We start from the raw sequence: 21,583 nt of genomic DNA, 5'->3' as shown, positions 1-21,583 counted from the left end.
GCGGGTCCCGGACCTCGGGACCCGCTGCTGCCTTTTCACGACAGCGACAACAGGAGGATGTGATGGGAACGATGAACGAGATCGTGCAACTGGGCGATCGGGTGCCCTGATCGGCGATGTCGGGGCCTCCCCTTGAGCCGTAGCTGACCGGCGACTCCGACCGCGTTCTCACCGTCTCGGACTTCGCCGCCGCGGCCGAGCTGGGCGCCCGGATCACCCAAAACGACCTGCGATACGACCAGGACGTCTTCGCCCGGCTGGCGGGCGAAGACGTCCTGGTCGTATCGGTCGCCCGCACCTACCCGCTCGACCAGATCCAGGAGGCGGCCAAGCTCAGCCAGTCCCGCCGGCCCGGCGGCAAGCTCATGCTCGTCCTGTGATCGCCTTGCTGGCCTGGTCAGACGAGACGTATCCCGTTGAGAAGCCATGGGCGGGCCCCTCCTCCTCGTCGTGGGGCGCCATCTTGCGTGTAGGCGCAGACGCGAGGCGTGGCCTTCTTCACGAAGCCGGTCTCGTCACGATCAGCACCGCGTCGTCGGCGCCAAGGTGTTCGTCGGCGTAGGCGCGGACTTCGTCGCGTACGACGTCGGCGGCCCGGCGTGCGGAGGGGGCGCAGCTGGCGCTGCATGGGCCCGGACCGGGTGCGACCGGCCTGCTCGGCCAGTTGTCGGCAGTGCTTTCACTCGGTGTTCGACAGCGGTCCGGGCAGATAGGCGCGGTCAGTCGCTCACGGTTCCACTCGCCTGAACCGACCCGCGATCCAGGCCATGGCCTGGTCGAACATCGCCCGCCAACCAGGGGCCTGCCTCAGCGATGGACTTCGAGATCCGGGTGGACCGGACAGCTCAGGACCGCAGGACCCTGGTCCGTGAGCGGGAGGAATGCCTCCGGCTCATGGACCAGGGGCTGACCAGTACCGAAGCGTGCAAACGCGTCGGCATCAAGCGCCGAACAGGCAAGCGGTGGCGCAATGGCAGATCAGTTTGGGGACTGCACAGGCTCCAGCTTGATGCTGAAGTGGCGAAGGATCGGCGACTGGCCCACGATGCGATAGCCGTGCACCGATTTGGGGTCCTTGGCGATGCCCGCCAGCGTGTCGGCGACATGGTCGTAGTGGCTGCGGGTGTAGACGCGGCGGGGAAGTGCCAGTCGCACGAGTTCGTAGGGCGCAGTCTTGATGGGATTGCCCTGCTCATCCTCTTCACCAAGGTACAGCGATCCCAGTTCTGCCGAGCGGATACCTCCGCGTAGGTACAGTTCGCAGACCAGCGCGGTGCCGGGGTACTGATGCGGTGGGATGTGAGGCAGAAGCCGTCCGGCGTTGACGTAGAGGGCGTGTAGGCCGGCCGGTTCCACGACGTCGACTCCGGCGTCGCGGATGCGTGCGGCGAGGTAGCCGGCTATGTCGGCGCGCTCGGCGAGGTAGGCCGGTTCGGTGACTTCGAGGAGTCCGCGGGCCATCATGTCGAGGTCGCGGCCGGCCAAGCCCCCGTAAGTGGTGAAGCCTTCGGTGGCGATGAGTAGGCCCTGACACCTCTCAGCGAGTTCAGGGTTCTTCAGACCGATGAAGCCACCGATATGTACGATGCCGTCCTTTTTTGCGCTCATGATGCAGCCGTCCGTCAGGCGGAAGGCCTCCTCTGCGACCTGGCGGGGGGTGCGGTCCTGGTAGCCAGGTTCGCGTCGGGTCACCAGCCAGGCGTTCTCCGCGAAACGCGCGGCGTCCAGGATCATGGGCACGTCGTAGCGGCGGCACAGCGCGGCGGTCTGGTGCAGGTTCTCCATGCTGACTGGCTGACCGCCGCCGCCGTTGTTGGTGATGGTCATCAAGACGGCTGCGACGGGCGACCGGTGCGCGTTCTCCAACGCATACTCGAGTGCGGCCAGGTCGATGTTGCCCTTGAAGGGATAGTCGCTGTCGAGGTCCTTCGCCTCGGCGCAGGGCAGGTCATGTGCTTGACAGCCGGCCAGTTCGACGTTGGCGCGGGTGGTGTCGAAGTGAGTGTTGGACAGCACGCTCGTGCCGGGCTTGAGGAGTGAGGAGAACAGGATGCGCTCGGCGGCCCGTCCCTGGTGGGTCGGCAGGATGTGAGGGTAGCCGGTGAGTTCGGAAACGACTTCGCGCCAACGGTAGAACGACCTGCTGCCGGCGTAGGACTCGTCGCCGTTCATACCCGCGGCCAGTTGTTCCGCGGAGATAGCGCCGGTCCCCGAGTCACTCAGCAGGTCGATGGTGACTTCGTCGGCACGCAGGTCGAAGGGATTGTAGGCGACCCGCTTCAGCGCGTTCTCGCGCTCCGGTCGGGTGGTGAAAGGGATGGGTTCTACGACTTTGATGCGGTACGGCTCCACGTGTCTTCCTTCTACGTGTCGGGAGGGTTGGCGTGGCTGCGGACGCAGTGTCCGGGGTTCAGGACGCGCTGAGTTCGTCCTGCAGGTACTGCTCCTGCGGCGGCCGTACGGCGTAGGCCTCGGAGGACAGGTAGGCGGTGATACGAGGCCGTCGATCTCGCTCACATGCGAGAGCGAGGTAGGCAATCAGGCCGACGCCTTCGGCAAGCTGTCGCTGGGTGAGGGCGCGCAAGCTCCGGCTCAGGATCGAGGGGTCCATGCCGAACCGGGTCAGCAGGGCCGTTGCCCGGTCGAAGGCTTCCTCGTCGCTGCGGACGTAGTCCCGTACGGGGATGTGCAACGTGAAACTGCTCGGTTCGGCTTCTCGGTCGGTGAAGGCATGACAGGTGAGCACTGGCCGCCTGAGAAGCCGCGACGTGTCTCCGACACCCTGCTCGGGCGCCGGGGTCGATCCTGCGGCTGCATGGAAAAAGTACCTGATGTCGGCCTCTGCCAGACCGGAGGTGGTACGGCTCAACGCGCAAGCGTCGTCAGCCGACATGCGCGGGTGCCTCAGGTACACCTTGGCGCGGGGCGTCTTCCAGGTGCCCAGGTCCAGTGCGACGAACGGATATCCCGCCGCATGGGGAAGTCCTCTGAAGGACTTGCCGTAGCCGAGCCGACGCAGTGTCTCTTGCACTGTCCGTGCAGCGTGTTCGGGGCCGGCGGCGGAGGGATTCAGATAGATCTTGACTCCGGGTACTCCCCCGGGGCGCAGATCGAGTGCGTACCACAGTGCCAGTGGTCCCTCGGCTGGAGCGAGGAAAAACAGGTCTTCCAGTGCGTCGAGTTGGTCGGTGGAGAAGTCCCAGCGGGTGGCCATCGTGCGGATGACCTCGAGTCCGGCGCGAGCGCTGTCGGTCATATCGCTGCTGGCACACCCGGGCTCCACGAGCACCCGTAGTACTGGAGCGGCGTCCGACGTGCAGGCGAGAGAGAACTCGACCGGGGTGTGGTCATCGGAGATGAAGCTGGGTGAAGCCGGCGGTAGGGATAATGGTCGCTGCGCGGCGCCTGAGAGTGAGTCGAGCAGGATCTGTCCGTACAGTGCGGCGTCCGCCTTGCTCAGGCCTACCGTGGCGCCCAGGCGCAGCAGTTGGCCGAGGACGTGGTCACCGAGCGTTGTCTCTCTTGGGCCTGCTGCCGGTATGCCAGTCTCCGGCGATGCGGTCATCGTGCCCCTCGGGCTTCGAGGTACTGAGGGCGCTCGGATAACGCCGTGCTATCGGGACGTAATGTGCTGGCGGGCGAGGAGGCAAAAAGATGCCCGCCGGGAGAGGCGGGTATCCGGCCATGTGGTCCGTCGGGGGCAGCGCCCATGCACGGATTCCTTCTACTGAAAGCAGCGCGCTGTTGGCCAGGCCGCGTGGCTTCAGAACGTTGCGCGGAGGTTGTTGCGGGTCCCACTGTCTCTCCTTCATCTTGTGACAGCCCAGACACTCCGCGCAGTCCTACCCCAGTAGTTGAACTGTCATGCAAGCGACAACAACCGTCTGTGTCACGTGCGTCACAGTGCGTTCTGCGGCTACTGGCCCGTCAGCCACTTCACAAAGCCACTCCAGCCGCTCCGTCCCGTCTTGCCCGTAGTGGCCTGCGATGCCGCAGGCCTGGGGGTGGCGGGGTGCTGCACCTGATCGTGCTGTGGCGCTGCCGGCGGCTGGGGCTGGACGGCGGGACGCGGTGTGACCGCACCGAAGCGAACGGGCAGGGACGCCAAGGCACGGTTGAACGGGCCGGGCCGCCAGACGAGGCTGTCCGCGGGGACCGCGAGTTCGACGTCGGGCAGCGCGTTGAACAGTGCCTCGAGGCCCGTCGCGGCGATGAGTCGGGCCGGCTCCTTGGATGGGCATGAGTGCGGGCCTGCGCTCCAGGCGAGGTGTCCGCGGGTGTCGGCCCCCCGGTCGGCCAGTGCCGTGTTGGCGGCGCCGAAACTCACCAGTACCAGTTCACCGGCGTGCACCTTGTCGCCGGCCACGTCTGTATCGGCGACCGGGTAGTGCGGCGCGTAGTTGGACATGGGCGGGTTGCGCCACAGGGTGTCGTCGAGCGCCTTGTCGAACTGTCCGTTGCGCGCGTAGTGCTCATTGGTCAGCATGGTGTAGAAGCCGTTGCCGAGGAGGTTGCCTTCCGGCTCGCCGCCTGCGCCAAGGAGCAGCACCAGAGTGTGGACCAACTCCTCGTTGGTCAGCTGTGCCGGATGCTGCATCAGGTAGGAAGTGATGTCTTCACCCGGCTGGGCCCGCTTCAACGACACCAGTTCACCGACGGCCTGGACCAGGACCTGGCTGGCCTGCTCGGCGTTGACTCCGTCGAACATGCCGGAGATACCGAACAACACCCGGTCGCCGATCTCTGCCGGGCAGCCGAAGAGTTCGTTGAACACGTACAGGGGCAGCTGCTTGGCGTAGTCGTTGAGCAGGTCGGCCGAGCCGCGGGCGCTGAACTGGTTGATGAGGAAGAGTGCGGCCTGTTGGACGATCTTGCTCAGCCGGTTGTTGCTGATGCGGGTGAAGCTCTCGGTGATGGCCTGGCGCAGTCGCAGATGTTCGGCACCGTCTGTGAACATGCAGTTGGGCCTGTAGGCCAGCAAGGGCAGCACAGGGCTGTCGGGGCTGATGCGGCCCTCGTCGAGGGCACGCCACCGGCGTGAGTCCTTGCGGAAGGTGCTCGGGTCCTGCAGCAGTTCGAGTGCTGCGCTGTAGTCCGTCACGAGGGTCGCCTCCACACCGGGCGCGATGGTGACGGGCGCGGTAGGACCAAGCTCGTGCATGTACCGGTAGAACGCGTGCGGGTCAGCTGCGAACTCCGGCGTGTGGAGGGGTATGCGCTGGCCGCTGCCGTGTGCGGGGCAGCCGGGCGGAGGTACGGAGGGCGTTGTCATGCGTGCTCCAGAGCGGCGCGTTTCTGCAGGTAGCGGACCAGAGTGATCAGTGCGTTGACGGACGACTCTTTGTCGCGTGCGTCGATGGTGACGATGGGGGTTTCGGGCAGCAGGTCGAGAGCTTCGCGAACCGCTTCGGTTGTGTGTTCCACGGTGCCGTCGAACTGATTGATGGCAACCGCGAAGTCGAGGCCGTAGGTCTCGATCAGATCCATGACTTCGAAGCTGTCTGCCAGTCGCTCGGGATCCACCAGGATCAGGGCCCCCAACGCTCCGCGGGCCATGTCGTCCCACAGGCTGACGAACCGCTGCTGTCCCGGTGACCCGAACAGGTAGAGCACAATGCGCTCACTGAGTGTCAGGCGGCCGAAGTCCAGGGCGACGGTGGTGGTGGTCTTCCCCTGTACACCCTTGAGGTCGTCCACCTTCTCGGAGAAGCTCGTCATGTGCTCCTCGGTGGACAGCGGCGTGATTTCGGAGAGAGAACCGATCAAGGTGGTCTTGCCGACCGCGAAGTGCCCGACGACCAGGACCTTCACTGCGGTCTGCTCCGAACCGCTGCGCACGTATGCGTCCTCAGCCAGAGAGGGTCCGGAGACCATCGAGCACCTCCTGAAGAAGATTCTTGTCGGCGAGATGTGCCGAGGGCACCGGCGCACGGGTGACTAGGTAGCCCCCCTCAGCGAGAGAACTGAGCAGAACTTTGACGACACCGAGAGGGAGCTGGGAGTGCGCGGCGATCTCAGCGACCGAGAGGTAGCCGCTTGAGCACATCTCCAGGACCTGCTGCTCCTCAGGGGAGAGCCGCCGGGGACGCTGTCGCTGGTCGGTGGCTGTCGTGATGAGGGTGATGAGCGAGAACTCGTTCCCGGCGGGCAGGGTACGGCCGCGGGTAATGACGTAGGGCCGGACTAACTCTCCGGCTTCGGGTTCGGACTCAGAACGGCTGTCAGTCATGAGCGGCGACCGTGTTCTCGCGGCGGCCGGTCGACATTGCCTTGCCCAGCCGGCTGACGAGCTGCTGCATCCGGTAGGTGATGTCCCCCATGTTGACATCGACGGACGCTGCCACGGCAAGGTAGGAGCCGCCCCCCGCCGCGTTCAGGAAGACCCAGCCGCCGTCGAACTCGATGAGTGTCTGGCGCCAATTCACACTGGAGTCACCGCAGAAGAACGCGACGGACCTGCTGAGGGACTGTAGTCCACTCACAGCAGCGGCGACCTTGTCAGCCTCGTCCCGACCGAGGTCCGTTGTGCGGGACATCTGCAGGCCGTCGGCAGAGATCAGGACTGCGTGCAGGGCTCCAGGAATTTCCAGCGCATCCTCGAGCATCCAGGACAGGTCGTCGTTACTCACGGGGCATCAGTTCCTTTGTGTGCCTCGGCGGGACTGGGCTCAACTTCGACGACCGGCACCACCGAACTCCGGCCGGCGACAGTGCCGTACTGAAAGGCCCCCATGGCCGCCACTCTGTCCTCCGCCGACCGAACGGGCGGCGGAGGCGAAGCGCGCTGTTTGTCCGGCACGAGTGCCATAGCTCGCCTGTTCCGTCGTTTGGGCAGCCCGTCAACTGTCTCCGCAGGCGCCGAACCGCTGCCTCTCGAGCCAGAATCAGTCGTCAGCGCTGTGCTGGGCTTCTTCGGCTCCGGCGTGGGGGTCAGCAGGTCCTTCGGCACCATCACCACCGCACGGACGCCCCCGTAAGGGGATGTGCTGTCGATGGTGACCGTGAACCCGAAGCGAGCGCACAACGCACCGATCACCGCAAAACCGAACGCGGGAGGGTTGCCGAGCTCTGAAACACTCACCGCGGACTCACCGGACAAGAGGACCGAAGCGTTCGCCTTCTCTTCCTCGCTCATCCCGACACCTGCGTCATCGATCACAATGCAGACGCCCGCGGGTGGCGTCCGCACGTTGATCTCGACCATGGATGCCGGCGCTGAATAGCTGGTGGCGTTGTCGAGCAGTTCAGCTACCGCCAGCGCGACCGGCTCGACTGCGCGGCTGGTCACTGCGAAGTCCACCTGCGAGAGGACGTCGACGCGCTGGTAGTGCCGGATCCGGCCCTGAGCTCCGCGGATCACGTCATAGACGGATGCCGCCTCCCGCTGCCTGCCGAGCCATCCTCCGCACAGCACGGCAATGGACTGTGCGCGTCTGTTGAACTGAGCGTTCATGTGGTCGACGTCCAGCAGGTCCTGCAGGACGGCCGAGTCACCGTACTTGTTCTGCAGCCCGGAGATGGCCCGCTGCTGCTCCGCCGCGAGGCCCTGGAGCGTCTGCATTGCGGACTTCAGCACGATATTGGTGGCGTTCTCCGCCTCTTCCTTGGCCTGCCGGACCACCTCGTCGTAGCCGCTCCGCAACTCTGCGAGGGTGGATTCGAGGTTGGTGTGACGGCCTTGCAGATCGCCTAGATCACCTTCGAGGCCCTGATTCTGGCGGCGTAACGCTCTGATCGTCCTTCGCTGGAGAACGACGACCGTGGTCGCGACAGGGACGCCGGCAGTGAGCGCCCAGACCGTCGGATCCTGCCAAAAATTCGTCATGTGACTCTCTTTGAGCGGCTGGAGTCCAGCTCCCGGAATCTATCCATGCCGGGTTCTCGGCTGCGGGCAGCATTCACCACCCGGTGAGCCCCTGACTGCAGGCGTCATCGAGGAGAAAACCCACCTGGCATGTGCCCGAAACAGTATCACCGGATGACCATGACACTCCGTCAAGTACGCCTCGAAGTAGCCCCGTTGGGGAGAAGTAGGCGTGGGGCCCGGTGGAGGAAATGTGATCACGCCGCGGCGGCCGGCACCGCCTCGACGGGCGGGCCCGGCTGCCATGGCCGTCCCGGGCCACGGTCCTCGGGCACCGGTACCTCCAGCTCCTCCCGGAGCGCGGGTACGAGGATGAAGCGGGCGGTGTGGTACATCGTGGCGGTCTTCCCGCCGTGGGTGTGGCAGGGACTGCCTGCCGGGGCTTCAGACTTCGGACAGTTGTTTCGTTCCACCGCGTTTGCGGCTTGATCGGGCGTCAGATCCACCCCGGCAGTCCGTCAGAACTGTCTCGCACAACACGCCGGTTTTGAGAGGGGTTCTGCGAACGGCGACCTGCGGAAACGTGATCACCTTCGGGGCTCTCGCAGAACTCGCGCAACCGCATTTGTGAGAAGCGTAGGGTACTCATGATCTTGACTCAGGAATCGTTCTCCACACTGGAAAACGACCAACGGGGCTGCAGCGCATCGGCTGCAGCCCCGTTGGTCATCGGGTTGTGATGACCGGGTTTTGTGGCCCGGGCGTCAGTGCTCGAAGACGTCAGGGAATGTCATCGGCTGCGGCTCCGGCGGAGCCGGCGGCTCCGGCTGCGGCAGCTGGGGGGCCGGCTCCGGAGGCGGCTGGTACGGAGGGATCGGGGTTACCGGGGTAACCGGCTGCACGGGGGTCAGTCATCTGTTCTCCTCGAATACCTTGAAACTCTTCTGTGGAACTGCGACGTCGGATAAGACGCCGCTTACATGTCGTCCAGCGTCTCCGCTACCCAGGCGGCTACGACAGAGCCGACGGCGGCGCCGACCAGCGCTCCTGCTGGCCCGCCGGCGGCGAAGCCCAAGAAGGTCATGCCGCGCCTCACCAGCAGTCCGGCTCCGCCGGCCGCCACGCTTGCGGCGGCCCTCTTGACGTAGCGTTCGGTCTTGTCTTCGCGGCTCTCTGCCATGCGTGCTCATCCTCCCTTTCTAGCCCTGCATAGATGAAGCGGGCTGATTCAATGGTCACTCAGGGGTCTCACGCAGGGATATTGAGGGAACCCGGAGGAATGGCGACCTTGAAAGGGGATCCCCCTCCCTCAGTCCCGATCGGGTTCATCCGGATCGGGTTCGCTGTGGCCGGTGGTGTCACTGAGGTATGCGAGCACGATCAATACGCGGATGTTGACCTCTGGGTCCTCATCGAGTGAGGGCAACCCATAAGCTATCCGAATAGCACTGATGTGCCTCTCGACTGTCCCCACGGACATGCGAAGCTGGGTCGCGATTGCTTTGTTCGTGAACCCTTGCGAGATCTGCTCGACGACCTTCCGTTGCATCGGGGTCAGCTTCCCGCCGCGGTTGGCAAAGCCGTGAAGCTCCGCGTCAATGGAGATGCCCCCAGCCTGCACAGTGCTTGCGTAATTCAGTAATTGGGGAACGTCCTCTAGCTTGTCTTTTAGTACATAGCCGACGCGACCGCCCTGCCGCCCGATACTTATTACCTCTCGCGCGATGCGCAGTTCATTGTGTTGCGACCATACGAGCAAACCGATTTCGGGGAATCTTTCCCGGATATCTCGGGCGGCCCTCAGCCCCGCAAACGATCCTTCACCAGAACGCGAGAAGTCGACGTCTAGCAGAATCACATCGGGAAATACTCCCTTCGCGAGTTGCGCATAGGTTTCGCGAATTGACTTGGCCTGAGTTACCTGAATCGCACGCTGCCTTAATGCGGGCGCAAGTAGGTCATGATAGAAGAGCCCGTCATCGGAGATCATGATGTGCATGGAATTTCCACCCTTATGTGTGTGCCCTCGTCAGTTGGGCTGTTCAGTTTGAAGGTCCCTCCGAGTACCTTCACGAGCTGGGTCGCTCGGTGAAGGCCGACCCCCGAGGAAACAGGTGATTCGGCACCTCCCATGCCGTCATCGTCGATTTCCACGATGAGTTGATCGCAGTGGAGGTTGACGGTCACGCGGATGTTATCGGTACCCGCATGAACCCTGGCATTGAGTACTGCTTCGCTGATCACCCCGTAGGCGGCATGCTCTATACGCTTAGCCCAGTCTTCATCGCCCTGCAACAGCTGGTCGCGAAGAGTTTCGGGAATGGCTAAATTCTCCAGCGGGAGTCCCAGTCGGTCGTAAAGTGATTCGACTCCGGCTTGCAGTCCGTATTTTTCAAGCGCTGGCGGAAATAGCTGGAATGAAACGTCCCTGATCTGCTGCTTAAGCTCCTCGACTCCATCCAGGGCCTTCTGTATCAGTTCCGTTGCCCTCGAATTTTCCAGCCCCGGTTCACCCTTAAGTTGGTTGAGGATGAAGCGAATTCCCATGATCTGTTCTTGTCCGCCGTTATGAAGGGCACTTTGAAGTGCCTTGCGCTGCTTCACCTCTGAGTCGAACAGCATCATGCCGGCTTGGGCTACCTCTGCTTGAAGAGCTTCCTTCTCAAGGATGATTCTTGTGACGGTTGCTACTGACTTCAGTTGCCGAGCACCAGCGAGAGAGGAATCATGAATGAGTACACCAAGCGGCTGTCCCCGCCATTCCAGATAGGTCTTCGCGCGCCTCGGGTCTGTCGGGAATCTGATAGCCCCTCCAGCCGGGTTGGCATATCGTTCCTCGTGGGGGAGCCATGGGTAAATCTGAATTTCTGGGTCTCTGAGCCACTTAGCCAGGAGCTCCCGATATCCCTCGCTGGCCACCTGCTCAAAATCGGCAAGCCGCTCGAAAGCGCTCGCCCGACCAGCCCATTCCCGAAGTGCACCAACCTGACTGGCGACAGGAACAAGCAGTACAGCCGTGGCATAACCGAAAAGAAGGATGTGGTTCAGTCGGGCAGACGCATTTACCAAGGCAACAATCAAGAAACCGCTGACGATCAGTGCCGCCAGAGCAGCGGAGAACCAAACCGGAGCAGCACTCCTGCGCATCACTGGTCTCTCTGAACGCCAACGCCGAATCAGCAACACCAAACGGCGGCACAGAGCATCATCCCGGCTACCGTCCCAGCGGTAGCCCACGGCGAGTAGGTCCCTGCTTTGGGGTCGCCCCAGACCTGCGGTGGAGGCGATTCTTCGACGAGGTACCGAGCGGTCTGGGTGACCAGGATGACGCCGTAAAGACTGATGACGACGACGAATGTGATGCGACCCCGCAATCGGCCTGAGGGAAAGCTCAAAGCGATGTGAGCCATGACCGCAGCGTTGAAGAAGAACAAGCAGAAGCCGATGGCATATAGCAAGCGGTTCCCACTGAACTGCAAATCCCCGACATACCAGGTCAATCCGTACGCAACGAGCAGAGTACCGATACGGCTCAGGCGAGGGCGCCGTACCATCATGACGAGTCCGGCCGCCACTGCTGTGATGCCTGCGCTTTGGATGGGAATTTGCATCCACCACGGCCATGGGGCCTTCCCTATGGACAACGACACGGCATATGCCGCAAAGGCTCCGCAAGACATTGCTATCGCAGTGACGGCAGCTGCTTGCGAGGCAATGCCACGTAGATAAGCAGTTCAGTGTGCTGTTTCCACATATGCACAGCGACACGCCCGGGCTGGCTGTGGATAGCCAACAGGTATAGCCGCTGGCCTTTCCCTATGCGGGTGAAACTGGTTATCTTCTTCGTTCATGGGTGGGGCTCGAGATGGTGCGGTGGTCTCCGGCGAACGGCTGACTGACCGGGTGGGTATCGGGGTTCTGACACGTCTGGTGGACCGTGACCTGGTCGACGAGGTGCTCGCCGAGACGGGACGGGCCGAGAAGCGATCCCGTCTGCTGCCTGCGCGTGTGGTCGTCTATTACGTCATGGCTCTGTGCTTGTTCTTCGGCGATTCTTACGAGGAGGTGATCCGTCTCCTCGTCAGCGGCCTGCGTTTTCTGGGGACATGGCGGAAGGAATGGAAGGTTCCTACCTCCAGTGCGATTTCTCAGGCACGTCGGCGTCTCGGGTCGGAACCTTTGAAGCTGCTGTTCGAGCGGGTGGCGCTGCCGTGTGCCCAGCGGGGCACGCAGGGGGCGTGGCTGGGCCGGTGGCGGCTAATGGCCATCGATGGTTTCGTGCTGGATATTCCCGATACTCCTGCGAATGAGGCGAAGTTCGGACGTTCCGGTGGGACACGGAATCCCGCCCCGTTTCCGCAGGTGAAGATCGTGGGGTTGGGTGAATGCGGCACGCATGCCATCGTGGCCGCCCGGCTGGGCCCGTGGCGGACGGACGAAGGCACTCTTGCCCGGGATCTGGTCGCTGATTTCGAGCCCGGCATGCTGGTCACCGCTGACCGGGGATTTTACGCGTACCGGCTGTGGGAGGCGGCCGCCGCCACGGGAGCGGACCTGTTGTGGCGGATGCCTGATGGCCCTCAATTGCCGGTGGTCCGGCCGCTGAAGGACGGGTCGTATGAGTCCTTTCTGCTCGACCCGAAGGTTCGGGGCCGGCGCGCGACTCAGCGACACCGTGGTTCGGCGCGAATCGAGGAACCGTCCGGGATCCCGGTCCGGGTTGTCGAGTACGAAGTGACCAACCGTGAGGGCAAGGGAGAGATCTTCTGCCTGATCACCACGATCATGGATCCGGATGGAGCCAATGCTGCTGAGCTTGCGGCTGCTTACGCCGAACGCTGGGAATTTGAATCCGGCCTCGACGAGGTCAAGACCCATCAGCGTGGCCGCGGTGGTGTTCTGCGCTCCAAGTCTCCGGACATGATCGAGCAGGAGATCTGGGCGCTGCTGCTGACCCATTATGCGGTCCGACACCTGATGTGCGAGGCGGCTGACCAAGCTGACATCGACCCTGACAGGCTGTCCTTCATCAGATCACTTCGTGTCATACGCCGTCAGATCACTGACCAGGCGGGCTTTTCCCCCTCGCCGTCTCAGAAACGCTCTTGAATTAGCCCGCGCAGAAATCCTGGAGAGGCCCAACCCGCGCCGACGCCACCGCACCAGCCCACGAGCCGTCAAACGTGTCCACGTCCACGCCTACAGAAAGAAGCAACCCACCGAAACCACCATCCACCACTCCGACCCGCCCAACATCAAAATCCTCGCTGTTTCTTAACTACGTGGCATTGGCTTGCGAGGGGCTGAGTGCAGCCGAGTCCGCGGGCGTCTCATCCGTGTTACCCATAAGGAGCGGGCGATTGAGGTTCGGCATCCCTCGATGCTCGGCGTTCGGCGATTCCGGCACCAGGTAGGTATCCCCCGTTCTTGTCCTCGACTCTGAGGGTCCCCCCGCTGGCAAGGCGGATGCCGGCGGCTTCATCTGCGCCGCGACTCAGGAGCGGTTTTGCCCGCTACCGCCCAGCTCATCTCACAGCGTCCTCATCGTCGTCGGGCTGGGCCGCGTCCGGGTCGCGTAGGGGTCGCAGGGTGCCGCCAGCGGGGGTGTTAGGTAGAGCGCGTCATGGTGTTCGTTGTGTGGAAGCCCCGGTCTCCACGCGATGGGGGGTGCTGCGGTCGTCTTGATGGGCTGATGGCGGGTCTTGCGCGGCCGGTTCGTCTGACTCCTGGAGGGGAATGGCCGCCCGTTGGGCCTCGGGTGATGGACTGTGGCGGTTTTGGTGGGGTTGGGGGGTGTGCATACGGATGCGTGCTTTGCCTGCTCTTTTGGCCTCGTACATGGCTTTGTCGGCTTGGTGGAGGAGTTCGTCCGGTGTGACGCCGGGGAGGGCTACTGTCATGCCGATGGAGGCCGAGACGAGCGCCTCCTTGCCGGCGATCTCGTAGGGTTGTGCCAGGGCGGACAGGATTCGCTCGGCGACGTCTCTGGCACGGGAGGGGTGTGTCCCGGCCTCTCCCTCCAAAAGGGCGGCGAACTCGTCACCGCCGAGGCGGGCTACGGTGTCTTCGGCCCGTACGGATGCCTGGAGCCGACGAGCGGCGTGGACCAGGAGAGCGTCGCCGACCGCGTGTCCGGCCGAGTCGTTGACGGCCTTGAAGCCGTCCAGATCCACGAAGAGCACTGTGGGTGGGGCTGTGCGAGTGGTCCGTTTCCGCAGGGCGTGCGCGACTCGGTCGGCGAAGAGGGCCCGGTTGGGCAGTCCGGTGAGCGCGTCGTGGAAGGCCAGGTGCTCGAGTTGTTCCTGCAGGGCGAGCCGTTCGGTCACATCGCGACTGCTGAAGATCATTCCCTCGGTGTGGTGGCTGACTGTCGATTCGACGTGACGCCAACGTCCGTCGGCGTGGCGGACCCGGCAGGACACGCGGCGGCCCGGGCCTCGGATACCTGATGCGGCTTCCTGCTGCAGCGCCTCGACTGCTTGCATCAGCGGCGTCACGTCGTCGGGGTGGCAGTGCAGGGGCAGGCGGGCGCCGATCAGGTCTTCGGGCTGGTAGCCGAAGACGTGGTGGGCGGCAGGACTGACGAAGCGGACGCGGCCGTCCGGGCTGACGATGGTGATCACGTCGCGAGTGCCGTCGACCAGGGTGCGGTAAAGCGCCTCCCGGGTGGTGGCTTCGCGGGTGATATGAAGGTGATCGGCGTGGATGATGCCTTGCCGGATACCAAGCGCGACAAGCAGCGAGCCTGCCAGGACCATGAGGGTCATGTCAGTGTGGCCGCCGACCATGGTGTGGGCTGCCAGGGCCAGGGCGCAGACGGCCACGGGCACGAAAGCGGCCACGACTGCGACGACGGGCATGAGGTGCTGGCCGACGTCCACGACGCTGGTGCCTCCGGGCAGCCATGGAGTCACGGCGATGAGGAACAGACCAGTGATCGAGCAGGCCGCCGCGCAAGGAATGCCGTACCAGGTGCCGGGGGCCGGCATGAGGATGCGCAGCATGTCGCCTGCAGACAAAGCGACGAGGGCCAGGGCACCCACCGTTGTCGATGTGCGCTCATGACGCTTCAGTGCGAAACGCAGTGCCACCAGAAGTCCGAAGACCACGATGTCCGTCACCACGCGTGCCAGATCCTGCAAAGAACCGAACGCATCGCCGCTTCGGTCGGCGCGATGCAGCAGCAGCACCCAGCCCAGAGTGAGCAGGGAGCCGGCGATCACCCATCCGTCCAGGACTCGCCGCAGCCAGATCAGCGTCGTGCCGCGGGCTGCAACTGCGAGCACCAGTCCGGCGACCGCCACCACCAGAGACAAGACGATTCCGGCGACCGCCAGCAGCTGGAGGACGAAGTGGACGCCACCAGCGGACTCCCCTCGAGAGGAAGAAAGGTGACCGACCACGAGATGGTGAAGGCCACCCGCTGCCGCAGAACCCGCAAAGAGTACGAGGCGAAGACGCACCCGTCCGGCGGCCGCCCTGGCACGCCCAAGCAGGGACAGGACGGCCAGACCATACGCAGCCGGCACTCCCGCAACGGCCGGGATGAACAGCGCCGCTGCCGCGCCCGCACTCACTGCGGCGGCAAGCACACATCCCAGCCACGAAGTCCTGCCCCGCCCACCGGCTGCCGATGGCCAGCCGATACGAACAGCGTGCAACCAGCCCCACCAGCCGGCCTTGCCCAGCCTCACGCAACCCCCGACAGTCATCAAGCCCAAGGAGGGCAGGCACACCGTGTCCGGTCTGCTCCAGTCGAGAAGAGGATAAGAGGATGTCTAACGGATATCCCCGTGAAAGGTGGTAAGTTCACCTGAAGAACTGATTTGCCCCTATGGGCTGACACCCTGCCAGTTGCTATTCGAAGTCCGGTGCGCGCAGGACCGGCCGGGCCGCGGCCGTCGCGCAGCTTGGCAATACTGAACTTCCCCCGGTGTGCGGGAGGTGCTGATCAGCTGGTCAGGGCGGGTTGACGGGATTTCAGGTTCGTTCGTTCGGTCGTTGCCTGGTCGGCGTAGTGCTTCTCCTCGAACTCGACCGGGCTGAGGTAGCCGAGCCGTTTCTGGATGCGCCGGGAGTTGTAGAAGCCGTCGATGACCCTGTTGCCCAATTGGGTGACTTTGACGCAATCATCGGTCGCGTGACATGCCCCTCCTGAAGTGTGTGGTGCAGAGCGGTTCGAGGGTGTGAAACCGGGGCCCCCGGCCGCGAGGACTGGGGGTGGTGCGGTGTCTATGCGGCCGGACTCAAGGGCGGAGGTGCCCGCGGTGACGCGGGACGTGGCGCGTGCTGCCTTCCCCAAGGGCTGTCTGGCGATGAGGATCCGTGACAGCCTCGGCCCGCTGTTCGCGGACGAGGAGTTCAAGGAGGCTTTCGGGGTCCGAGGGCGCCCTGGCGTCTCGCCTGGCCAGCTGGCGCTGGTCAGCATCCTGCAGTTCGCCGAGAACCTGACCGATCGCCAGGCAGCACACGCGGTACGGGCCAGGATCGACGTGAAGTACCTGCTGGGTCTGGAGTTGACCGATCCCGGCTTCGACCACACCGTGCTGACCGGATTCCGGGACCGGCTACTCGCGCACCGTCTTGAGGAGAAGATCCTGGACCTGCTGCTGGAGCGGCTCACCGGGATGGGACTGGTCGCCTCCGGCGGACGGCAGCGCACCGACTCGACACACGTCCTGGCCGCAGTGCGGTCCCTCAACCGCCTGGAGTTTGTCGGGGAGACACTGCGGGCCGCGCTGGAAGCACTCGCCGCCGCGGCGCCGGACTGGATGCGCACGTCGATGGACCCCGCCTGGCAGGAACGGTACGGAGCCAGGGTCGATGCCTACCGGTTGCCGACGGAGGAGCAGGAGCGGCGTGAACTCGCCCGGCAGATCGCCGCCGACGGTTACCGCCTGCTCGAAGCCGTCTTCACGCCGAAGGCGCCGACATGGCTGCGTCAGGTGCCCGCCGTGACAGTCCTGCGCACCGTGTGGGTGCAGCAGTTCACCCGCGCTGTCGCCGACGGTGAAGAGGAGGTGGCCTGGCGGGGGAAGGACGATCTCCCGCCGAGCAGAGTGCTGATCGCCTCGCCCTATGACCCCGATGCCCGGTACGCGAAGAAACGCGGATCCGCCTGGGTCGGCTACAAGATCCACGTCAGCGAGAGCTGTGACGACCCCAAACAGTCACAGCGCCCGCACCTGATCACCCACGTCGTCACGACCGACGCCACGGTCAACGACGCGATGGTCGTCGATGAAGTCCACGACCGTCTCACCAGTAGGGGTCTCCTGCCGGCGGAGCACCTGCTGGATGCCGGGTACACCTCCGCCGAGCTGCTGCTGACCGCACCGGTCTCCCGTGGTGTCACCGTCACTGGGCCGGTGCGGTCGAACAACACCCGGCAGGCGGCCCGGGGCGGCGGCTTCGGCAAGACCGCCTTCGCCATCAACTGGCAGGCCAGGCAAGCCGTCTGCCCGACCGGTGCCACGAGCAGGTACTGGACAGAAGGCGTGGACAACAACGGCCGGGATGCGATCCGCATCCGCTTCGCGACCGCCACCTGCGCACCCTGCCCCGCACGTGATCAGTGCACCCGCTCCACCCAGTACGGACGGCAGTTGACCGTCCGCCCACAGGACCAGGACGCGGTGCTCGAACGCGTTCGCGCCGAGCAGTCCACGGACGAGTGGAAGCAACGCTACGCAGCCCGAGCAGGGGTGGAAGGCACCATCCACCAGGCCGTCGCGACTGCCGGAGTCCGCCGGACCCGCTACGTGGGCTTGGCCAAGACTCACCTCGCGCACGTGCTCACAGCTACTGCTGTCAACCTGATCCGCCTCGATGCCTGGTGGAACGAAATCCCACTCGCTCGCACCCTTACTTCGCGACTGGCAGCCCTCGACCTCGCAGCATGAATCAATTAGGCAACAGGGTCATCGACGGCTTCTACAACTCCCGGCGCATCCAGAAACGGCTCGGCTACCTCAGCCCGGTCGAGTTCGAGGAGAAGCACTACGCCGACCAGGCAACAGCGACGCGGTCGACCACTGTCCATGCAGAACGGCGTTAGGGCCGGGGCCGGTTGACGGCAACGAGTTAGCAGGCCCAGAAGTTGCGCGGTAGGCAAGGAGTGGGTGAGGAAACCGCACGTTGGGGTGATCGGCTGTCGGATTGTCGCACGACCGGCATCGGTGAGGCCATGATCTGCGGGTCGAGGTCGTCGGCGGACACGCTGCAGCGAGCACCGTAGCGCCGACGGCTCCATGTCTCTGTGGGGGTTTCTCAGTTGTACACGAATGTCTTCAGCATGCCCGCACGCCCAGCCGCTCTCCTGAGCGTCTCGGCTCTGGCGATCGGCGGCGCACTGTCCGTCGGCCCGGCCTATGCCGTACCCGCGGACGAACACTCCGGCTCCGCCGGCAAGGCGACCGCCGTCGCGGCGCGCGCCGACCTCGGCATCTCCGTGGAGGGCGTCGGCGACGTTGCGGTGAAAGAGGCACTCAGCGACCTGAGCGCGCCCGGGGACGCGCAGCAGACGCTGCTCACCGCCGAGGTGAACGGTGCGAACAAGGGGCAGCCCACAACGCTGGTCAAGGCCAAGGTCGCGCATTCCAGCGTCGCAGCGGACGCGCACCGGTCGGTGGGCGACGTCAAGCTCGTCGGCCTACGAGCCTACGCACCCGGCCTGCCCGACAACCCGCTGGTGAGCGCTGACCTTCTGAAGGCCACGGCCTCCTGCGAGACGGGCAAGAAGCCGACCGCGAAGGCCGCGCTGGCGGACAACGTGACCGTCCTGGGCAAGCCGATCCCTGTCAACGGGCCCGGTGACCAGCACGTCGAGGTGCCGGGCGTCGGCACCGTTGACCTCGTCCTGGAGAACGCGACCACGACGGACAGCACCGGGGCCGCCACCGCGCTTCGGCTGAAGTACACAGTGACCCCAGCCAAGCTGGGCGTGGTGAAGGCATCCGGGGAGATCGTGCTCGCCGAGGCCACCTGCGCGATGCCGGGCGCCTCCGGCGCCGACCATGATGGTTCGGACGGTAACGGTTCGCACGGTGACGGATCCGGCAGCGGCGTGGCCGAAGGCGGCTCGTCCGACGGCCAGTCCTCCGCCGAGTCCGCCGGCTCGAAGAGTGCCGAGAACGCCGAGAACGCTGTCGCCGCGGGCAATCAGCCCAACACCCAGACCGGCGACGACGGCTTGAACCTGGCTGAGACCGGCGGCAACTCCGCCACACCCGTCATCGCCGGCGCGGGCGGGGCGCTCATCCTCGGTGGCGCCGCGGCCGTGTACCTGATGCGTCGACGCCGCACCACTCAGAACAACTGACGCGGGACCGGTCGCTGGCGGCGCTCCCGCTCGGGGCCGGACCTCGTTGAACCCCATCACAGCCCGGACCCGCGGCTGCGATTTCGCTCCCCACTCACTTCGAGGACCAAGCAAGCGCGGCGAGGAGCGGCCCTGGCCGTTTGCAACAATCGCCGTCCCCCTGAGAGTCAGCTTGGAAGGCGCGCAGGCCGTCACGTCGACGTCCGGACCGCTGACCGGCGTCGGCGTCCCGGCGGTGACGAGGAACGCGAAGTGCACGGGCACCACCTGATACCTGGCCACCCACCCGGACCCGACGACCCTGGCCGCCCTCCTCGACCGCATCCGGACGGAGGCGGGCGTGGAGCCGGTACGCAAGACGCCGCCGGGTGGGGAGGCGGCGGTACACCGCAGCCGAGGACGCCGACTACCTGTTCCTCATCGACCACATCGGCCGGGGAGCAGAGGTTCCCGTCGCGACGGGAACCTCTGCTCCCAGAGGTTCCCGTCGCGACGGCCGGAGCCGTCGAACTGCTGACGGGCAAGCCGGTCGAGGGCGGCACGGTCACCGTGCCGCCGGGCCAGGTGGCGGCCGTACGAGAGCCGAGTTGACCGCACCGTGCTGGTAGGTCGCGCGGTTGACGAGCTAGGCTGCGCCGCCAGTGAGCTGCCCCGAGTTTCGTAGAGTCCGCCCGGACGTCTCTTAGAGCATCCGCCACAGGGTCTTCTCCCGGAGGTGGACCTCGCGCCGGGCGATCAGCCGGTCGATCGCCATCTTCGAGCGGGCCGGGGTTTGCGAGTCCGGCGGAGTCATCCGCTTCGCCCAGGCCGGGACCGACGGGCCGTCGTACCCGCGCTCGCCGCACCAGCCGAGCCAGGACAGCACCGACGCCCGCCGGGCGTTCCAGGCGTTGACCGCGGCCTCGCCCCACAGCAGTTCGAGGGCCTCGCCGATCTCGTCGTCCGCGACCGACCCCAGCGGCCGGTCCTCGCCGATCCGCTCGGCGGTCTTGCCCACCCCGATCCCGTAGTTGCGGACCGTGTTCGGGTTGCCGAGCGAGTCGAGGAACACGTCGGCCGCCGCGCGGACGGTGAGCGCCTTTCCGACAGGCAGTCGTACGACAGCGGGCACCGCTTCCCCCTTGCCACAGATAACGGGGCCGCCTCATGTCGCGGCCCGAAGTCATCGCCGCAGGTCATGATCGGCGATGCCGCAGATAATGGGGCGCTATCTGCGGGACAACTTCAGACCGGCCCCGTGACCGACGCCCCGTCAGCCGCCCACCAGTGACGATGTACTCGACCTGGGCGACGACGTTCCGCGCTTCGAGGCGGTAGCGATGAGCTGAGCGCCTCTGCTCCCGCGGCGCAACTGATCTGTCAGCCGCTCAGACGACGCCTGACGGCTCGGACTCGCCAGTCCGAGCCATCAGGAGTCACCATTCAAGACCCTTTCGACCTCGATTCAAATGACCTATCCAAGATAGAATGCCCTCTACGCGCCTCGCACATGAGGGCTTTTGAGTAGGCCGATCAATGACCATTACGGTCGCAGGGGGAGACGAGAGATTCATGGCGAAACTGTCCTATAAGGTGCCGAGTTCGCTGAACAGGAGCTTCCTCGACCACGAGATCACGCTGAGCAAGGGAGGTTGGGCGGCCAAGCCCTCCCCGATCAAGCAGCTGCTCTTCTTCGGCGGCGGCATCCTCGCCCTGCTGTGGTTCAGCACGTCGACGTTCGTCGCGAGCTCGGGCCCAGTCGCCATCACGTTCTTCGTTCTTTGGGGACTGGCGGCGATCGCCTACTTCGGCGGGCTGATGAAGACGAAGGAGCTGCGCATCATGCGCGTGCCGGCCTTCCTGGCTTACCTGCCGCCGAAGGCCCGTCACGTCTTTACGCGCCGCAGCTCGAACCCCACGGACTTCTACTCGATCGTCGGCATCGACGGGATCGACGAGGACGGGCTGATCCGCTTCTCCGACGGCAGTGAAGGCCAGGTCTACCTGGTCGTCGGCTCGGCGAGCTATCTGCTCTTCGACGAGGACCGGGTCGGGATCCTCGATCGGGTCGACTCCTTCTGGCGCAAGGTCGAGACGGCCTGCGAGCACAGCTTCATCACAACGAAGGAGCCGCAGCGGATCTACCACCAGGTGGCGAACCTGGAACGGCGCAACCAGGCCCTGCAGGTCCGCGATCCCGATCTGATCGAGCTGCAGAACGAGCAGTACGACATTCTCACGCAGCACGTGGGCGGGAAGTTCACCTCCATCCATCAGTACCTGCTGCTCAAGGGCAAGAACGCCGACGCACTGCGCAAGGGGCACCAGGTCCTCCAGGCCGAGGTCGGCGGCTCCACTCTGATGATCAAGGAAGCCACGATGCTCGACCGCGAGGAGGCCCTGCCGATGCTCCGGGTCTTCTACCAGGGCATCGACGACGAACTGCTCAGTCTCAAGGCGTCGCTGAACTGACCAGCGCC

The 21,583-nt window shown here is 65.0% G+C and carries 19 protein-coding genes and 3 pseudogenes; 6 read left to right on the top strand and 16 right to left on the bottom strand.

What is annotated here, in order from left to right; genetic code table 11:
- Positions 1–35 precede the first annotated feature (35 nt).
- A complete protein-coding gene (locus QF035_RS44035) occupies positions 36–428 on the bottom strand; it encodes a hypothetical protein (protein WP_307527243.1) in 393 nt (130 codons plus the stop codon).
- A 65-nt stretch (positions 429–493) separates the two neighbouring features.
- Positions 494–709, bottom strand: a pseudogene (locus QF035_RS56310) (IS701 family transposase); the annotation flags it as partial.
- 104 nt (positions 710–813) lie between these two features.
- Here QF035_RS56310 and QF035_RS44030 point away from each other — a divergent pair.
- Positions 814–990 (top strand): annotated as a pseudogene (locus tag QF035_RS44030) (helix-turn-helix domain-containing protein); the annotation flags it as partial.
- Here QF035_RS44030 and QF035_RS44025 read toward each other — a convergent pair.
- The 11 genes from QF035_RS44025 to QF035_RS43975 form a co-directional block, all read right to left on the bottom strand.
- Positions 979–2,352, bottom strand: a complete 1,374-nt coding sequence (locus tag QF035_RS44025) for a tryptophanase (protein ID WP_307527241.1) — start codon at positions 2,350–2,352, stop codon at positions 979–981. The pseudogene QF035_RS44030 and the gene QF035_RS44025 overlap by 12 nt on opposite strands.
- Positions 2,353–2,410: 58 nt before the next feature.
- Positions 2,411–3,565: a tryptophan dimethylallyltransferase family protein gene (locus tag QF035_RS44020; RefSeq protein WP_307527239.1), complete on the bottom strand. Its 1,155-nt coding sequence runs from the start codon at positions 3,563–3,565 to the stop codon at positions 2,411–2,413.
- A 351-nt stretch (positions 3,566–3,916) separates the two neighbouring features.
- Positions 3,917–5,272, bottom strand: coding sequence for a cytochrome P450 (locus QF035_RS44015; protein WP_307527237.1), 1,356 nt, complete (start codon positions 5,270–5,272; stop codon positions 3,917–3,919).
- Complete coding sequence (locus QF035_RS44010) at positions 5,269–5,874, bottom strand: GTP-binding protein (RefSeq protein WP_307527235.1); 606 nt, start codon at positions 5,872–5,874, stop codon at positions 5,269–5,271. Before QF035_RS44010 ends, QF035_RS44015 begins: the two co-directional genes overlap by 4 nt.
- On the bottom strand, positions 5,849–6,229 hold the full coding sequence (locus QF035_RS44005; protein ID WP_307527233.1) for a DUF742 domain-containing protein: 381 nt from the start codon (positions 6,227–6,229) through the stop codon (positions 5,849–5,851). The genes QF035_RS44010 and QF035_RS44005 overlap by 26 nt, the downstream gene beginning before the upstream one ends.
- Positions 6,222–6,605: a roadblock/LC7 domain-containing protein gene (locus QF035_RS44000; protein WP_307531849.1), complete on the bottom strand. Its 384-nt coding sequence runs from the start codon at positions 6,603–6,605 to the stop codon at positions 6,222–6,224. The genes QF035_RS44005 and QF035_RS44000 overlap by 8 nt, the downstream gene beginning before the upstream one ends.
- Before the next feature lie 20 nt (positions 6,606–6,625).
- On the bottom strand, positions 6,626–7,825 hold the full coding sequence (locus tag QF035_RS43995; protein ID WP_307527231.1) for an ATP-binding protein: 1,200 nt from the start codon (positions 7,823–7,825) through the stop codon (positions 6,626–6,628).
- 236 nt (positions 7,826–8,061) lie between these two features.
- Positions 8,062–8,277 carry a zinc finger domain-containing protein gene (locus QF035_RS56305; RefSeq protein ID WP_444968441.1) on the bottom strand — a complete coding sequence of 72 codons (216 nt, stop codon included), beginning with the start codon at positions 8,275–8,277 and terminating at the stop codon, positions 8,062–8,064.
- A 503-nt stretch (positions 8,278–8,780) separates the two neighbouring features.
- On the bottom strand, positions 8,781–8,984 hold the full coding sequence (locus QF035_RS43985; RefSeq protein ID WP_307527226.1) for a hypothetical protein: 204 nt from the start codon (positions 8,982–8,984) through the stop codon (positions 8,781–8,783).
- Positions 8,985–9,113: 129 nt separating this feature from the next.
- Entirely contained in the window at positions 9,114–9,803 is a 690-nt protein-coding gene (locus QF035_RS43980; protein ID WP_307527224.1) for a response regulator, read from the bottom strand.
- Entirely contained in the window at positions 9,791–11,041 is a 1,251-nt protein-coding gene (locus QF035_RS43975) for a sensor histidine kinase (protein WP_307527222.1), read from the bottom strand. Before QF035_RS43975 ends, QF035_RS43980 begins: the two co-directional genes overlap by 13 nt.
- 612 nt (positions 11,042–11,653) lie before the next feature.
- Here QF035_RS43975 and QF035_RS43970 point away from each other — a divergent pair.
- Complete coding sequence (locus QF035_RS43970; RefSeq protein ID WP_373466819.1) at positions 11,654–12,913, top strand: IS4 family transposase; 1,260 nt, start codon at positions 11,654–11,656, stop codon at positions 12,911–12,913.
- Between the two features lie 512 nt (positions 12,914–13,425).
- Here the strand turns inward: QF035_RS43970 and QF035_RS43965 are convergent.
- On the bottom strand, positions 13,426–15,396 hold the full coding sequence (locus tag QF035_RS43965) for a sensor domain-containing diguanylate cyclase (protein ID WP_307527218.1): 1,971 nt from the start codon (positions 15,394–15,396) through the stop codon (positions 13,426–13,428).
- A 359-nt stretch (positions 15,397–15,755) separates the two neighbouring features.
- Entirely contained in the window at positions 15,756–15,914 is a 159-nt protein-coding gene (locus QF035_RS43960; RefSeq protein WP_307527216.1) for an IS3 family transposase, read from the bottom strand.
- A gap of 157 nt (positions 15,915–16,071) precedes the next feature.
- Between QF035_RS43960 and QF035_RS43955 the strand changes: the two genes are divergently transcribed.
- From QF035_RS43955 to QF035_RS43945, 3 genes are all read left to right on the top strand, one after another.
- Complete coding sequence (locus tag QF035_RS43955; RefSeq protein ID WP_307527215.1) at positions 16,072–17,706, top strand: IS1182 family transposase; 1,635 nt, start codon at positions 16,072–16,074, stop codon at positions 17,704–17,706.
- The gene (locus QF035_RS43950; protein WP_307527212.1) at positions 17,703–17,861 is read left to right on the top strand and encodes an IS3 family transposase; all 159 of its coding nucleotides are present in this window, start codon (positions 17,703–17,705) and stop codon (positions 17,859–17,861) included. Before QF035_RS43955 ends, QF035_RS43950 begins: the two co-directional genes overlap by 4 nt.
- A 237-nt stretch (positions 17,862–18,098) precedes the next feature.
- Positions 18,099–19,124, top strand: coding sequence for an SCO1860 family LAETG-anchored protein (locus QF035_RS43945; protein ID WP_307527210.1), 1,026 nt, complete (start codon positions 18,099–18,101; stop codon positions 19,122–19,124).
- 685 nt (positions 19,125–19,809) lie between these two features.
- Here QF035_RS43945 and QF035_RS43935 read toward each other — a convergent pair.
- Positions 19,810–20,235: pseudogene (locus QF035_RS43935) on the bottom strand (site-specific integrase); the annotation flags it as partial.
- A gap of 440 nt (positions 20,236–20,675) precedes the next feature.
- Here QF035_RS43935 and QF035_RS43930 point away from each other — a divergent pair.
- Positions 20,676–21,575, top strand: coding sequence for a hypothetical protein (locus tag QF035_RS43930; protein ID WP_307527208.1), 900 nt, complete (start codon positions 20,676–20,678; stop codon positions 21,573–21,575).
- Positions 21,576–21,583: the final 8 nt, after the last annotated feature.

The organism is Streptomyces umbrinus (assembly GCF_030817415.1).
Taxonomy (GTDB): domain Bacteria; phylum Actinomycetota; class Actinomycetes; order Streptomycetales; family Streptomycetaceae; genus Streptomyces; species Streptomyces umbrinus_A.
This window is presented reverse-complemented; position numbering and strand designations above follow the sequence as displayed.